The organism is Pantoea sp. X85 (assembly GCF_029623675.1).
Classification (GTDB): Bacteria; Pseudomonadota; Gammaproteobacteria; order Enterobacterales; family Enterobacteriaceae; genus Pantoea; species Pantoea leporis.
In genome coordinates this window covers 1648442-1663322 of the sequence record NZ_CP121108.1, presented here as the reverse complement: position 1 = coordinate 1663322, position 14881 = coordinate 1648442, and the positions used below count along the sequence as shown (strand labels likewise).

At 56.5% G+C, this 14881-nt stretch carries 13 protein-coding genes; 4 read left to right on the top strand and 9 right to left on the bottom strand.

The features are described from left to right. Positions 1-54: 54 nt before the first annotated feature. Positions 55-264 (top strand): hypothetical protein, encoded by a 210-nt coding sequence (locus P6287_RS07720; protein ID WP_064740896.1) that lies wholly within the window; start codon positions 55-57, stop codon positions 262-264. Between the two features lie 104 nt (positions 265-368). Then, entirely contained in the window at positions 369-3812 is a 3444-nt protein-coding gene (mfd, locus tag P6287_RS07715; RefSeq protein WP_222181813.1) for a transcription-repair coupling factor, read from the top strand. A 181-nt stretch (positions 3813-3993) separates the two neighbouring features. Here mfd and P6287_RS07710 read toward each other — a convergent pair whose 3' ends face one another. The 8 genes from P6287_RS07710 to hinT all read right to left on the bottom strand — a co-directional run bounded on the left by P6287_RS07710 (position 3994) and on the right by hinT (position 10133). Beyond that, a complete protein-coding gene (locus P6287_RS07710) occupies positions 3994-4536 on the bottom strand; it encodes a glycine zipper 2TM domain-containing protein (RefSeq protein WP_007885735.1) in 543 nt (180 codons plus the stop codon). Positions 4537-4832: 296 nt separating this feature from the next. After that, on the bottom strand, positions 4833-6137 hold the full coding sequence (locus P6287_RS07705) for an NAD(P)/FAD-dependent oxidoreductase (RefSeq protein ID WP_277974743.1): 1305 nt from the start codon (positions 6135-6137) through the stop codon (positions 4833-4835). Between the two features lie 212 nt (positions 6138-6349). Beyond that, positions 6350-6892 carry an alpha/beta hydrolase YcfP gene (ycfP, locus tag P6287_RS07700; protein WP_277974742.1) on the bottom strand — a complete coding sequence of 181 codons (543 nt, stop codon included), beginning with the start codon at positions 6890-6892 and terminating at the stop codon, positions 6350-6352. 39 nt (positions 6893-6931) lie between these two features. Then, a complete protein-coding gene (gene nagZ, locus P6287_RS07695) occupies positions 6932-7975 on the bottom strand; it encodes a beta-N-acetylhexosaminidase (protein ID WP_222233264.1) in 1044 nt (347 codons plus the stop codon). Between the two features lie 15 nt (positions 7976-7990). Then, positions 7991-8806: a thiamine kinase gene (gene thiK / locus P6287_RS07690; protein WP_277974741.1), complete on the bottom strand. Its 816-nt coding sequence runs from the start codon at positions 8804-8806 to the stop codon at positions 7991-7993. Then, positions 8793-9389 carry a penicillin-binding protein activator LpoB gene (gene lpoB / locus P6287_RS07685; RefSeq protein ID WP_101760823.1) on the bottom strand — a complete coding sequence of 199 codons (597 nt, stop codon included), beginning with the start codon at positions 9387-9389 and terminating at the stop codon, positions 8793-8795. The genes thiK and lpoB overlap by 14 nt, the downstream gene beginning before the upstream one ends. Positions 9390-9399: 10 nt before the next feature. Next, positions 9400-9765 (bottom strand): YcfL family protein, encoded by a 366-nt coding sequence (locus P6287_RS07680; RefSeq protein ID WP_110865934.1) that lies wholly within the window; start codon positions 9763-9765, stop codon positions 9400-9402. A 17-nt stretch (positions 9766-9782) separates the two neighbouring features. After that, positions 9783-10133, bottom strand: coding sequence for a purine nucleoside phosphoramidase (hinT, locus tag P6287_RS07675; RefSeq protein WP_137385568.1), 351 nt, complete (start codon positions 10131-10133; stop codon positions 9783-9785). 356 nt (positions 10134-10489) lie between these two features. Here hinT and P6287_RS07670 point away from each other — a divergent pair, with 356 nt between their 5' ends. Both P6287_RS07670 and P6287_RS07665 read left to right on the top strand, forming a co-directional pair. Beyond that, positions 10490-12094 (top strand): MFS transporter, encoded by a 1605-nt coding sequence (locus tag P6287_RS07670; RefSeq protein ID WP_277974740.1) that lies wholly within the window; start codon positions 10490-10492, stop codon positions 12092-12094. Then, positions 12091-13230 (top strand): glycoside hydrolase family 88 protein, encoded by a 1140-nt coding sequence (locus P6287_RS07665; protein WP_277974739.1) that lies wholly within the window; start codon positions 12091-12093, stop codon positions 13228-13230. Before P6287_RS07670 ends, P6287_RS07665 begins: the two co-directional genes overlap by 4 nt. Before the next feature lie 181 nt (positions 13231-13411). On the opposite strand, the gene ptsG is transcribed toward P6287_RS07665, so the two are convergent. Then, positions 13412-14845 (bottom strand): PTS glucose transporter subunit IIBC, encoded by a 1434-nt coding sequence (ptsG, locus tag P6287_RS07660; protein WP_277974738.1) that lies wholly within the window; start codon positions 14843-14845, stop codon positions 13412-13414. Positions 14846-14881 lie beyond the last annotated feature (36 nt).

Genomic DNA, 14881 nt, shown 5'->3' with positions numbered 1-14881 from the left:
CATTGGCTGGCGTAGACTTAAAGGTGAATTACCGCAGGCGACGAGGAGTACACCATGTTCAAATTCCCTAAGAACAGTATCGTGAAGCATAAATCGGGAGAAATCAGAGGCGAGATCGTCAACGTTTTTGAACAGGGAGATGCGCCAACCGGCTATTACGTGAAGTGGGACGATGGCAACCACAGCTACCATCTGGAGAAAGAGCTGTCCTGGGCCAATGTTGACCGCCCACGTATGCACTACACACAGCAATCGAGTAAGTAGCTCAACCGGCAAAAGTGTGAGAAATCGCACCACGACAGATGATCCTCAGGGCGGATTATGGAATGATGACGCCCTGTAATCCAAGGAGAGAATGTCGAGATCCCATGTCGGAACAGAGTCGTTATACCCTGCCAGTCAAAGCCGGCGACCATCGCCAGCTCGGCCAGCTCGTCGGCGCCGCGCAAGCGCTTGAGTGCGCCAGCATCACCGAACGCCACAGCGGTCCGGTGTTGATGATTACCCCGGATATGCAATCTGCCCTGCGTCTGCAGGAGGAGATTCGCCAGTTCACCGATCTGCCGGTCACCCATCTCGCTGACTGGGAAACGCTGCCCTACGACAGCTTCTCGCCGCATCAGGACATCATCTCAGCTCGCCTCTCCACGCTGTATCAACTGCCCAACTTAACGCGCGGGATGCTGATTATGCCGGTCAACACGCTGATGCAGCGCGTGTGTCCGCACAGCTTCCTGCACGGCCATGCGCTGGTGATGCAGCAAGGGCAAAAGCTGTCGCGCGATGCGCTGCGCGATCAGCTGGAGCAGGCCGGTTATCGTCACGTCGATCAGGTGATGGAGCACGGTGAATACGCCACGCGCGGTGCGCTGCTCGATCTGTTCCCGATGGGCAGCGACCAACCTTATCGCATCGACTTCTTTGACGATGAGATCGACAGCCTGCGTCTGTTTGACGTCGATACGCAGCGCACGCTGGAGGCGGTCAACGCCATCAACCTGTTGCCGGCGCATGAATTCCCCACGGATAAAGCCGCCATCGAGCTGTTCCGCAGCCGCTGGCGCGAAACCTTTGACGTACGGCGCGAGCCGGAGCATGTCTATCAGCAGGTGAGCAAAGGCACGCTGCCCGCCGGTATCGAATACTGGCAGCCGCTGTTCTTTGAGCAGGCGTTGCCGACGCTGTTCAGCTATCTGCCCGCCAATACGCTGCTGCTCAACAGCGGCGATTTGCTGGCCAGCGCCGAGCGCTTCTGGCTTGACGCCAACGCGCGCTTTGAGAATCGCCGTATCGATCCGATGCGCCCGCTGCTGGAGCCGGTCACGCTGTGGCTGCGTCCCGACACGCTGATGAGCGAACTGAAAGCCTGGCCGCGCATGCAGTTAAGCAGCGAGACGCTGCCGGAAAAAGCAGCGAATACCAATCTCGGTTATCAGCCGCTGCCGGAATTGACGGTGCAGGCGCAGGCCAAAGCGCCACTCGATCTGCTGCGTCAGTTCCTTGAACAATTCAGCGGTCAGGTGATTTTCTCGGTTGAGAGTGAAGGCCGCCGTGAAAGCCTGCAAGAGCTGTTGGCGCGCATTAAACTGCGTCCACAGGCTATCGATCACTTTGATCAGGCCGCCAATCAGCCGCTTAGCCTGATGATTGGCGCCAGCGAGCGCGGCTTTATCGATACGCAACGCCAGCTGGCGTTGATTTGCGAAAGCGATCTGCTTGGCGAGCGCGTCAGTCGTCGTCGCCAGGATAATCGCCGCACCATCAATCCTGATGTGCTGATCCGCAACCTCGCCGAGCTGCATCCTGGCCAGCCGGTGGTGCATCTGGAGCACGGCGTTGGGCGTTATATCGGCCTGACCACGCTGGAAGCCGGCGGCATCGTCGCTGAATATCTGATGCTCTCCTATGCGGGCGACGCTAAGCTATACGTGCCGGTTTCATCACTGCATCTGATTAGCCGCTATGCCGGTGGCGCGGATGAAAACGCGCCGCTGCATAAACTTGGCAGCGATGCCTGGTCACGCGCGCGGCAGAAAGCCGCTGAGAAAGTGCGCGACGTGGCGGCGGAGCTGCTGGATATTTACGCTCAGCGCGCAGCCAAAACCGGCTTTGCCTTTAAGCACGACCGCGATCAGTATCAGCTGTTCTGCGAAGGCTTCCCGTTTGAAACCACGCCGGATCAAGGCCAGGCGATCAACGCGGTGCTGAGCGACATGTGTCAGCCGCTGGCGATGGATCGTCTGGTGTGCGGCGACGTCGGCTTTGGTAAAACCGAAGTGGCGATGCGCGCTGCGTTTCTGGCGGTTGAGAACGCCAAACAGGTCGCGGTGCTGGTGCCCACCACGCTGCTGGCGCAGCAGCATTACGACAACTTCCGCGATCGTTTCGCTAACTGGCCGGTGCGCATTGAAATGCTGTCGCGCTTCCGCACCGCCAAAGAGCAGAGTCAGGTGCTGGAACAGGCGCGCGAGGGCAAAGTCGATATTCTGATTGGCACCCATAAGCTGCTGTCGAACGACCTGAAGTGGCACGATCTCGGCCTGCTGATTGTCGATGAAGAGCACCGCTTTGGCGTGCGTCATAAAGAGCGGATCAAGGCGATGCGCGCCGATGTCGATATCCTGACGCTCACCGCCACGCCGATTCCGCGCACCCTGAATATGGCGATGAGCGGCATGCGCGATCTGTCGATTATTGCCACGCCACCGGCACGACGCATGGCGGTGAAAACCTTTGTGCGTGAGTACGACAGCCTGGTGGTGCGCGAGGCAATCCTGCGTGAAGTGCTGCGCGGCGGCCAGGTTTACTATCTCTACAATGACGTAGAGAACATCGAGAAAGCGGCGCAGCGATTGGCCGATCTGGTGCCGGAAGCGCGCATTGCCATTGGTCACGGTCAGATGCGCGAACGCGATCTCGAGCGGGTGATGAATGATTTCCACCATCAGCGCTTTAACGTGCTGGTGTGTACCACCATCATCGAAACCGGTATCGACGTACCCAGCGCCAACACCATTATCATCGAACGCGCTGACCACTTTGGTCTGGCGCAGCTGCATCAGCTGCGTGGCCGCGTGGGACGTTCGCACCATCAGGCCTATGCGTGGCTGCTGACGCCGCATCCAAAAGCGATGACCACTGATGCGCAAAAACGTCTGGAAGCTATCGCGTCGCTGGAAGATCTTGGCGCCGGTTTTGCGCTGGCAACCCACGATCTGGAGATCCGCGGCGCGGGTGAGCTGCTCGGCGAGGATCAGAGCGGCCAAATGGAAACCATCGGCTTCACGCTGTATATGGAGCTGCTGGAGAACGCGGTCGATGCGCTGAAGGCGGGACGCGAGCCGTCGCTGGAAGATCTCACCAGCAATCAAACCGAAATTGAACTGCGTATGCCTGCCCTGCTGCCGGATGATTTTATCCCGGATGTGAATACCCGCTTGTCGCTCTACAAGCGCGTGGCCAGCGCCGCCGATGAGCAGGATTTGGCGGAACTGAAGGTTGAGATGATTGACCGCTTCGGCAAGCTGCCGGATGCCGCGCGTAATCTGCTGGATGTTGCCGGGCTGCGTTTAGTGGCGCGCGAGTTGGGGATTCGTAAGATTGAAGCCAGCGACAAAGGCGGATTCTTCGAGTTTGCGCCGCAGAATCAGGTTGATCCGGGCTGGCTGATTGGCCTGCTGCAGAAAGATCCTCAGCAATGGAAGCTGGATGGCCCAACGCGATTGAAGTTCACCCGCGATATGGCGGACCGGAAAATCCGTATGGAGTGGGTGCAGGGATTTGTTAGCGAGCTGGCGAAAAACCGGGTTTAGTGGATATCCGCATGGAATCGTAGCGGCGCGATTCATCGCGCGCCTTTGACTCCGTGCGCCATTGATGATGCGCAACAAATTGCGCCGCTACGAATCCGTGCGCGTTGAGGATCTCACACATAAAAAAAAGCGCCTTGCGGCGCTTTTTTCGTTACTGCTGCTGTGATGCATCTTTGCCCAATTAGGCCTGATTTGAATTGAGGATCAGCTGACCATTACGGTCGAGCGGAATGCGGGTACCAGGGTCGTTTTCCATGCGGATTTTGCCCTGCTGGTCGCCTATTTTATAGGTCACATCATAACCCAGCATTTTTTCCTGTTTGTCATATACCGTTTTGCAACGCTGCTCGTTGGTGGTGTACGTGTCGCGATCCTGCAACGCACCCTGCACCTGATTACCACCGTAACCGCCAGCTAACGCACCCGCTACCGTAGCCACATCGCGTCCGCGTCCACCACCAAACTGATGGCCCAACACGCCGCCGGCTACCGCGCCCAGCACCGAACCGGCAATGCGATTCTCATCCTGGACCGCACGACGATGGGTCAGCGTCACATTGCGACACTCCTGTCGCGGCTGCTTGATGCTCTCTTTAATCGGCGTCGCCGACAGGACTTGTGCAAACTGCGGGCCGCGATCGAAAACATCCATGCTGGCGACTGCGGCAACACCTAACGCTGCTGCCACGCCGATACCGATACCCGCTAACATTGATTTATTCACAGGAATATCCTCCTGAAGGTTGTTACCGCGCATTCCTGCCGCTACCAGATCCTGTGTAGCCGAGGCATAACCGGCGTGCGCGCCGCGCCGTGTTTGTTGGTGATAAGTTTTACAGATGGACCGTAATTGCAACATCAGATTAATGGAGGAAACGCAGCGGAAACCCATCAGGGCCAGCTTTTAGGAGAGTTCCGAGAGCGGATGAAATAGTGCCGTAACCTAAAGCTGAACGTGCAGTTTTCAGCGGGTTACGGCAGCTGGTGTGGCGTAGGGCGGCATTCACCGCCCGAAAATCATCAGTGCAGCTTGAGACGCGGACGCAGGACGCGGTTAAGACTGCCGACCAGCATCATAAGACCGGTCTTGAAGTATCCGTGGAGCGCAATCTGGTGCATACGATATAGAGAGATGTAGACGAAACGTGCAATGCGCCCTTCCACCATCATCGATCCGCGCATCAGGTTACCCATCAAACTGCCGACGGTGCTGAAGCGCGACAGCGACACCAGCGAACCGTGATCTTTATAAACATAGGCTTTCAACGGTTTGTCTTTACGCTGTGCAAGGATGTTCTCCAGCGCGCGCGACGCCATTTGATGTGCTGACTGCGCGCGCGGCGGTACAAATCCGCCCCCCGGCAGCGCACAGGAGGCGCAATCACCAATGGCGTAGATGTCGTCATCCAGCGTGGTTTGTAGCGTCTCTTTTACCACCAGTTGATTGATGCGGTTGGTTTCCAGACCGCCAATCTCTTTCAGGAAGTCTGGCGCCTTGATACCGGCCGCCCACACCATCAGATCGGCATCAATGAATTCGCCGCCTTTGGTATTCAAGCCATTTTCGGTGGCGCTGGTGACCATGGTTTGCGTCAACACGCGTACGCCAAGTTTGGTCAGCTCCTGATGCGCCGCCGCCGAGATACGCGCTGGCAGCGCCGGCAGAATGCGTTCACCGGCTTCCACCAGCGTGACGTTCAGCGAGCTGCTATCAAGACCTTTGTAGCCGTAGCTGTGCAGCTGTTTCACCGCGTTATACAGCTCTGCAGAGAGTTCCACGCCGGTGGCGCCGCCGCCGACAATGGCGATGTTGACTTTTTCCAGGCTGCCTTCGCTGGCCGAGAAACGCAGGAACAGGTTGAGCATTTCGTTGTGGAAACGACGCGCCTGATGCGGGTTGTCGAGAAAGATGCAGTGATCTTTTACGCCCGGCGTGCCGAAGTCATTTGAGGTGCTGCCAAGCGCGATGACCAGACGATCGTAGGCCAGCTCACGCTGCGGCACTAACAGTGCGCCTTCCGCATCGCGGATTTCGGCCAGCTCAAGGGTTTTGTTTTCACGATTGATTTGCGTCAGCGATCCCAGCTGGAACTGGAAGCCGTGATTACGCGCGTGCGCCAGATAGCTTAGCGCATCAATCCCTTCGTCCATCGAACCGGTTGCCACTTCATGCAGCAGCGGTTTCCACAGATGACTGTGGTTACGATCGACCAGGATGATCTCGGCTTTCTTCTTGCGTCCCAGCTTGTGACCGAGCTGCGTTGCCAGCTCTAAGCCGCCAGCACCACCGCCGATGATAACGATTTTTTCCATAGATGTAGTCAACAAGGACCCCCTCAAAGTTGTAAACCAATAGTTAATTAATGGTTAATAAAAACCTTAATAAACATAGGGTTGGCGACGTTAAATCGCGAGCTGAGGGCAGAATATCACGGCGTCAAAGACATAACATAAGAAAATTGATGTACATCAATCTTTCAGCTGCATTATCAGATTGTTACACATTTTATGCGCCGCATCACACGGCGCGCGGACGGTCAGGCGAGGAGTTTGAAGGCTTTGATGCGCTGCAAATGCGGCGCGATGTTCTTGAATTTGTGGCTGGCTGCGTCATCCCAGATGATTTCATAGAACGGCTGCAGGTACTTCGCGCTGCGCTGATTATCCAGCGCTTCATCTTGTCGAGACAAAATCGCCAGACACTTTTCGCGGTTCTTTTCGCGGAAATCGTTGACGCACTTAGTGGCGATATCGAGATACTCTTCCGGGCGATCGATTTTGCCTTCCATGTTCTCAAACGGGAACAGATTTGGATTGAAGATCACCTGACGCATGCCGCACAGGAAGCCAATGCGTTCGGCCCAATAACCCCCCAGCCCAACCCCGCAAATCAGCGGATGCGCATCGTCGCCCTGTTGCAGCAGCTTGTCGCACTCTTTCAGCAGAAACTGCATGTCGTGTTTGGGATGGCGGGTGCTGTAGCTGACTAATCTGACGTCCGGGTCAATAAACTGCAGCTGCAGCACCTTTTCATGGTTGCCCGGACTGTTGGAATCAAAACCGTGCAGATAGATGATCATGATTATCCTCAGCGTGGAGTGAAATCCGGGCAGCGATGCTTATCTGCCCGAGGCTTTGTGCGCCAGCCAGCGCTCTTGCAACGCGCTTAACTGACGCTGATTTTGCCGCCAGCGCTCGCTTGCCAGCAGGCTTTGACGGGTAAAACGCCCTTGATGGTATAACTGCGTCACGCGCTCTGCCCCGATCGGCGTCAAGTTATCCAGCACGCTCACCGCGCCCGCGCGTTGATTGCACACCAGGATCATATCGCAACCGGCATTCAGCGACTGCTGCGCGCGTTCGGCGTAGCTGCCCATCACCGCGGCACCTTCCATCGACAGATCGTCGGAGAAAATCACGCCGTTAAAGCTGAGCTCCTGGCGCAATACGGTTTGCAGCCAATACGGTGAACCGCTGGCAGGCAACGGATCCACCTCAGTATAGATAACGTGCGCCGGCATCACCGCATCAAGAAGCTGCTCGTCGATCAACTGCTTAAAGATCGCCATGTCATGCTGACGCAGCGTGGCGGCATCGCGGTTGTCGCGCGGCGTCTCTTTATGCGAATCGGCACTGACCGCACCGTGACCGGGGAAGTGTTTGCCGGTAGTTTTCATGCCGGCTTCATGCATGCCGTTGATAAAACGTCGCGCGACCTGTAGGGCGATGGCCGGATCTTCATGGAATGAACGATCGCCGATCGCCGCGCTGATGTGACCAATATCGAGCACCGGCGCGAAACTGATGTCGATGTCCATGGCGATCATTTCCGACGCCATCTGCCAGCCCGCCTGCTGCGCCAGTTCACCCGCGCTATTGAGATCGTGCAGCGCGGCGAAGGATTGCATCGCCGGCAGCTGCGTGAAGCCGTCGCGGAAACGCTGCACGCGACCGCCTTCCTGATCCACCGCCACCACCAGACGATGACGCGATGCCGCGCGAATCTGGCGCACCAGCTCTGCCAACTGCTCGACATCGTGGAAGTTGCGGGCAAACAGAATCAGTCCGCCCACCAGCGGATGCTGCAGAATTTCGCGTTCTTCGGCGTCCAGCTCATAGCTTTCGACGTCGAGCATCAGCGGTCCGGGTGTGTTCATGGTCATGATTAAAATCCTGAGTTAAAGGTCGTGCCAGCTAGCCTGCGCCAGCTGCAGTAAGGTGTCATCCTGGCTCTGCTCGGCACGCAGCTGATACCAGCTGGCCATCAACAGCTGCAGCCATGGTTGCCAGCGCTGCATCTGGCATGCCAGTGCTGGCTTATCCAGTTGCGCGCGCGCGGCGTAATCGGCAATCCACGCAGAACGCGTATCGCCATCAACCGCACACACCGCCGCCAGCTCCAGCGCCACATCGCCGTCGGCGGCATATTCCCAGTCGATCAAGCGTAAACCTTCCGGCGTGGCAATCAGGTTGCCGGCATGGACATCCATATGCAGCGGTGCCAGGCGCAGCGGCTGCGGTTCGCCCTGCTGTAATAAGCGTTGCAGACGACGCTGCCAGCGCCAGTGACGCTGCCGGCAAAGCTGCCAATAGCGCTGTAGCAGCGGGGCTAATTGTAAACGGTAGCCGGTGAGCGGCTGTTGATGCAGACGCTGCAGCAGCGCCACAATCGCCTGCCGCTGCGCGTTAAACTGCGCGGAGGTGAGCACCTCGCCCGGCAGCCAGCTTTGCAGCAGCCAGGGATGGCGCCACGCCAGCGGCTGCGGCCCCAGCTGTGCATGCCGGAACTGCTGCAGAATGCGGTATTCGCGCTGGCGATCGACAAACGGGATCGGCTGCGGCGGCGCTCGTCGCGCCAGCAATTCGCCCTGCGGCATCTGCACGCGCACGCTTTGCCCGCTCAGTCCCGGCAGCGCGAAAAAATGACCGGCAGCTTGCGCCGTCGGCCATTGTTGCTGAAGCAGGTTTTGCAGCTGTGGATCAGGGTTGAGCAACACCGTTTCCTGACCAGATGATTTCACCGGTTTGTACCAGCATCAGCTGCATTTGCAGCGTCGGTGATTTCACATCGCCCTGCGCATTGCTGTAGAGCACATACTGCGCGTTAACGTTGCGCGCCAGGCCAATCGCTTTACTGCGCGAGTTGAGGCTGTCATCCGGCGACAAGCCCAGCGTTTGCTTGGCCTGCGCCAGCTGTTCTGGGGTGATCAGCGTGAACTTGCCGTTGTTGGCCAGCGCATTCTGAATCGCATCGGTGGCTTTGTCGGTTTGCAGCGCGCCATTAGTACTGTTCTTGATGCGATCCACCAGCAGCACGCTGCCCGGATTCACGCCTGAAGATTGCACCATCTTGCCGACCAACGGCTGGACGCTGGCATCCCAGTTAATGGTTTTCAGCTTTGGTGGCTGCGGCACGGTTTGCGGCGGCGGCACTGGCTGCGGCGTAGGTTCAACCGGCTGAGTGGGCGTAGTCGGCTGCGTGGGTTCTACCGGTGCCGGCGTCTGTTGTTGCACCACACAACCGGTGAGCATTAGCGCAAATAACAACGCGCCCGAACGTTTTACACTGCGAATCACAGCTTACTCCTCAAAGATAAAGATAGAGACGCACCTTACTGGCGGTCGGATTGCCCATTTGTGAGGCCACTTCTACGCTGCCGTGCGCCGGAACGATTTGGCTTTGCGCCGGCTCTTCCGGCGTGATTTCCAATCCTTTGTCGTCGTACCAATAGAAACGATAGTGCACTTTCACCGGCGTTTCACGCTGGTTGTACAACATGCTCATGGCACGCTGCTGACCATCTTGTTCGGTCAACTTCGGATCATCGGTAATAATGCCCGCGGATAACACCGCCGATTCCATCACCAGCGACTGCGAGGTATTAATCATCGGCTTATCGCTGCTGCAACCTGCAAGGGTCAGCAACAGCAAGCCACTCAGCCATTGACGCATCACGTTGTCCGCCTGAGTTAGCTGGCCAGCATCGGGCCCAGCGGCTGACCGCCAACCAAATGCATATGGATGTGATAAACCTCCTGACCGCCATGGCTGTTGCAGTTGATGATCAGACGATAGCCATCTTCGGCAATGCCTTCTTCACGGGCAATTTTGGCGGCCACGATGATCATCCGGCCCAGCGCCTGCTCGTGTGCGGGCTGCGCATCATTGGCGGTGGGAATCAATACGTTGGGGATGATCAAGATATGGGTAGGCGCTTTGGGCGCGATATCACGGAAGGCGGTGACCAGTTCGTCCTGATAAACCACGTCGGCGGGAATCTCGCGACGGATGATTTTACTGAAAATGGTTTCTTCAGCCATGGTGCATTTCCTTAAGCCTGAGTTCAGTCAGGCAGTATGCGTGAGGAATTCCATTTCTTTCAACCTCAGGACCACAATTCCTGCATTAAATGGCTGCCTTTAAGCCGTTTTCTCACTTCGCCACGCATTGTGCTGCAGCTCGCATTTCTAACCTCTCATTAACCACAAAAATGAAACGCTGTTTTATAAATTAGAGATATCACGCCTTTTTCTTTGTGATTTTGCCACTCACCTGCAGGTCATTGCGAAATCACGAAGGTTTGCCAGCTTAAGCCGCTCTACTTTCAATCCAATCCGCGCAAGTTGTACGGAGTGATGAGGGATGTGTTTACCGACTAATTCAAGGAGAACCTGCCATGCGCTCTCGTAAGATTGGCCTGGGCCATTATCTGGCCTATGGGTCCGGGGATTTCCTCGGTGCAGGCACCACGGCGCTAACCGCCGCCTGGCTGCTCTACTTTTACACCACCTTTTGTGGGCTCTCGCCGATTCAGGCGACCTTCATTTTCGCCGCCGCCCGCGTACTGGATGCGGTGGTGAGCCCGCTGATGGGTTTCCTGACCGATAACTTCGGTTCGACCTGGCTCGGCAAGCGCTTTGGCCGCCGCAAATTTTTTATCCTGCTCGGTATTCCGTGCGTGTTCAGCTACAGCCTGATGTGGGTTGGCGACATGAGTTTTTGGTGGTATCTGCTGACTTATCTGCTGTTCGATATGGTCTACACCATGATTCTGGTGCCTTACGAAACGCTGGTACCGGAGATGACCGATGATTTCAAACAGAAAACCCGCTTCTCTGGCGCGCGTATTGGCCTGGCGCAGCTGTCGGCCATTCTGGCAGCGTTCCTGCCGGGCATACTGATTGGCTGGTTTGGCAAAGAGAATCCGATCTCCTTCTTCTACGCCAGCCTGGTGTTCTCGGTGATTTGTGCGCTGGTATTAACGTTGGTGTGGCTGTTTACCTGGGAACGCGATCCTGACGATTTCTCTGCCGAATCGCGCCGCGCCGAGCAGGAAAAATCACAGCTGACCTTGCTACAGAGCCTGAAGCGCCTCTACACCGAGCTGGCCTCAACGCTGCGCATTCGTATTTTCCGCCAGCATCTGGGCATGTATCTCGGCGGCTATATCGCGCAGGACGTTTTTAACGCGGTGTTCACCTGGTATGTGGTATTTGTGCTGATGCAAAGCGCGCAGATCGCCTCCAACCTGATGGGCACCATGGCGGTGATGCAGTTTATTGCGGTGATGGCGATGATTCCGCTGTGTATCCGCCTTGGGCCTGCGCCCGCATACCGTATGGTGGTGGTGCTGTTTGGGCTTAGCGCCCTCTCCTACGCCGGATTGTGGTACAGCGGCATGAACGACAACTTCGCTCTGCTGGTACTGATTTCCGGTCTTGCCGGTCTTGGTCGCGGCGGCATCAACTATGTGCCGTGGAATACTTACACCTATATCGCTGACGTCGATGAAGTGATTACCGGCCAACGTCGCGAAGGCATTTTTGCCGGCATCATGACGCTGACGCGCAAAGCCTCGCAAGCGGGTGCGGTGATGTTCGTCGGTATCGTGTTGCAGCTGGCGGGCTTCTCTTCCGGCCAGGCCACGCAGGTGCCGGCTGTCGGCCATACCATCCTGGCGATCCTCAGCGTGGGCACGCTCTGTGTGCTGGCCTGCGGCTTCATTATTTCACTGCGCTTTAAACTCAATCTGCAAACCCACACCGTGCTGCGCGAAGAGACGTTGAAAATGCGCGAAGCCGGACGCGTGGTGCCAGAGCGTATTTCGCCACAGGCGCGTGAAGTGGTCGAAATGCTGGCGGGCATGCCGTATGAAAATCTGTGGGGCAATAACAACGTCGGGTATCTCAACCGTCATAAGCCTGCCGCACCGCCGCTGCCGACGCAGCCACGATCTTTACCTTCTCTCTCTACCCTGATTAACGATAGGAATGAACCATGACTGTATTTCCTGTAAAGCACAGCGCGTTACTGCGCCAGCCTGAATATCTGTTGCCACGTACTGAGCTGGTGCAGTTGATTCAGCGGCTAACCCATAATCTGGTGAATATTACCGATCACAGCGGCGAGTTTTTGCTGCGCCTCGATGATGGCCGCGTGATCGATACCAAAGGCTGGGCCGGTTGGGAGTGGACGCATGGCATCGGCTTGTACGGCATGCTGCACTACTATCAGCAAACCGGCGATCAAGCGACGCTGAAGATTATCGATGACTGGTTCAGCACGCGCCTGGCGGAAGGTACGCCAACCAAGAACGTCAATACCGTTTGCCCGTTCCTGACGCTGGCGTATCGCTATGAAGAGACGCGAAATGCTGCGTGGCGGCCGGTGCTGGAGCGTTGGGCTGAATGGGTGATGTATGAGATGCCGCGCACCGAGCAAGGCGGCTTGCAGCACATCGTCTACAACAACGAAAATACCCAGCAGCTGTGGGATGACACCTTGATGATGAGCGTGATGGCGCTGGCAAAGATTGGTCAGCTGCTGGATCGTCCGGAGTTTGTCGAAGAAGCCAGTTATCAGTTCCTGATTCATACCCAATACTTAATGGATCGCCAAACCGGTTTGTGGTTCCACGGCTGGACGTTTGAGGGACGGCACAATTTTGCCAATGCACGTTGGGCACGCGGCAACAGCTGGTTGACTATAGTCATTCCTGATTTCATCGAGATGATGAACTGGCCGGAACAGCATGCCACGCGCCGTTTCCTGCAACAGGTGCTGGAAAGCCAGGTGAAGGCGCTGAGCGCCTGTCAGCACAGCAGCGGTTTGTGGCACACCTTGCTCGACGATCCCAACAGTTATCCGGAAGCCTCCGCCACCGCCGGTTTCGCCTATGGCATTCTTAAAGCGGTGCGCAAACATTATCTTTCGCCCGAATATTTGCCGCTGGCGGAGAAAGCGTTGCGCGGCGTGATCGGCAATATCGATGAGAATGGGGAATTGAAGCAGGTGTCGTTCGGAACAGCGATGGGCAGCGATCTGGCGTACTACCGCCAGATACCGCTCACCTCGATGCCGTATGGTCAGGCCATGGCGCTGCTGTGTTTGACGGAGTATTTGCGGGTTTATCTGTAAATAAAAAAATGCCCTCATTTGAGGGCATTTTTACGCACAGTAAGTAATGTGCGTTGAAGCGGCGGCAGAGGAGTAAAGCGTCCCAAGCCATGGATGGCTTGGGCCGAGCCCCAGGGATGGTTTATGGCGTCTTTACGATCTGACGCCGCTTCATCGCACCGGCTCTGCCCGCCTTTTTCCGTTACATGCTGCGGATATACTCATCCATTTCGGTTTTCAGGTTATCGGACTTGGTGCCGAAAATCGCCTGAACGCCTGAACCTGCTACCACCACACCACGCGCGCCGAGGCTTTTCAGTTCAGCCTGATCAACCTTGCCGACATCCGCCACGCTGACACGCAGACGCGTGATACAGGCATCAAGGTTAGTGATGTTCTCTTTACCACCAAACGCGGTAACCAGTTTACCTGCCATTTCGCTGCTGGTTGCGCTGCTCTGCTCCATCGCGGTCTCCTCACGGCCAGGGGTTTTCAGATTCAGTTTCACAATCAGGAAACGGAATACGGTGTAGTAAATCAGGCCGTAGATAATACCCACAATCGGGAACAACCAGATTTTGCTGCTGTTACCGCTCAGCACGATAAAGTCGATCAAACCGTGTGAGAAGCTGGTGCCATCACGCATCCCCAGCAGAATACAGATTGGGAAGGCCAGACCCGCCAGAATCGCGTGGATCACATACAGAATCGGCGCCACGAACATGAAGGCAAACTCGATTGGCTCGGTGATACCGGTCAGGAACGAGGTCAGCGCGGCGGAGATCATAATACCGCCCACTTTGGCGCGGTTTTCTGGTTTAGCCGTATGCCAAATCGCAATCGCTGCCGCTGGCAGACCATACATTTTGAACAGGAAGCCGCCAGACAATTTACCTGCGGTTGGGTCGCCTGCCATGTAACGTGGGATATCACCGTGGAATACCTGACCTGCGGCATTGGTGAACTCACCAATTTGCATCTGGAAAGGGACGTTCCAGATATGGTGCAGACCAAACGGCACCAGCGAACGCTCAATCAGACCGTACAGTCCAAAGGCGACGACTGGGTTTTGATAGGCTGCCCATTGTGAGAATTCCTGAATCGCCGTACCGATTGGCGGCCAAATGAATGACAGCACCACACCGGTGAAAATCGCCGCCAGACCGGAGATGATCGGCACAAAGCGCTTGCCGGCAAAAAAGCCGAGATACTCAGGCAGTTTGATGCGATAGAAGCGGTTAAACATATACGCCGCGATGGAACCGGCGATGATTCCGCCGAGCACACCGGTATCTGCAAGATGCTTAGCCTCAATTTCTCCGGCAGGCATATGCAGCACCAGCGGTGCAACCACCGCCATGGTTTTCACCATGATGCCATAGGCAACCACGGCCGCCAGCGCGGAAACACCGTCGTTATTGGTAAAGCCAAGCGCCACACCGATCGCAAAGATCAGCGGCATATTGGCAAACACCGAACCACCCGCTTCGGCCATGACGTGGGAAACCACTTCCGGCAGCCAGCTGAAGTTTGCAGAACCAACACCTAACAAAATACCGGCAATCGGCAGAACAGATACCGGCAACATCAGCGATTTACCTACTTTCTGCAGGTTCGCAAATGCGTTCTTGAACATAGAAACTCCTGAGTATGAGTGCAATTTTTTGCGCAG

Bases quoted from the DNA above. Each gene is read 5' to 3' on its own strand.
- P6287_RS07720 (WP_064740896.1), top strand. From the start codon at position 55: ATGTTCAAATTCCCTAAGAACAGTATCGTGAAGCATAAATCGGGAGAA.
- P6287_RS07670 (WP_277974740.1), top strand. From the start codon at position 10,490: ATGCGCTCTCGTAAGATTGGCCTGGGCCATTATCTGGCCTATGGGTCC.
- mfd (WP_222181813.1), top strand. From the start codon at position 369: ATGTCGGAACAGAGTCGTTATACCCTGCCAGTCAAAGCCGGCGACCAT.
- ycfP (WP_277974742.1), bottom strand. From the start codon at position 6,892: ATGATCATCTATCTGCACGGTTTTGATTCCAACAGTCCGGGCAACCAT.
- P6287_RS07665 (WP_277974739.1), top strand. From the start codon at position 12,091: ATGACTGTATTTCCTGTAAAGCACAGCGCGTTACTGCGCCAGCCTGAA.
- nagZ (WP_222233264.1), bottom strand. From the start codon at position 7,975: ATGACCATGAACACACCCGGACCGCTGATGCTCGACGTCGAAAGCTAT.
- hinT (WP_137385568.1), bottom strand. From the start codon at position 10,133: ATGGCTGAAGAAACCATTTTCAGTAAAATCATCCGTCGCGAGATTCCC.
- P6287_RS07680 (WP_110865934.1), bottom strand. From the start codon at position 9,765: ATGCGTCAATGGCTGAGTGGCTTGCTGTTGCTGACCCTTGCAGGTTGC.
- ptsG (WP_277974738.1), bottom strand. From the start codon at position 14,845: ATGTTCAAGAACGCATTTGCGAACCTGCAGAAAGTAGGTAAATCGCTG.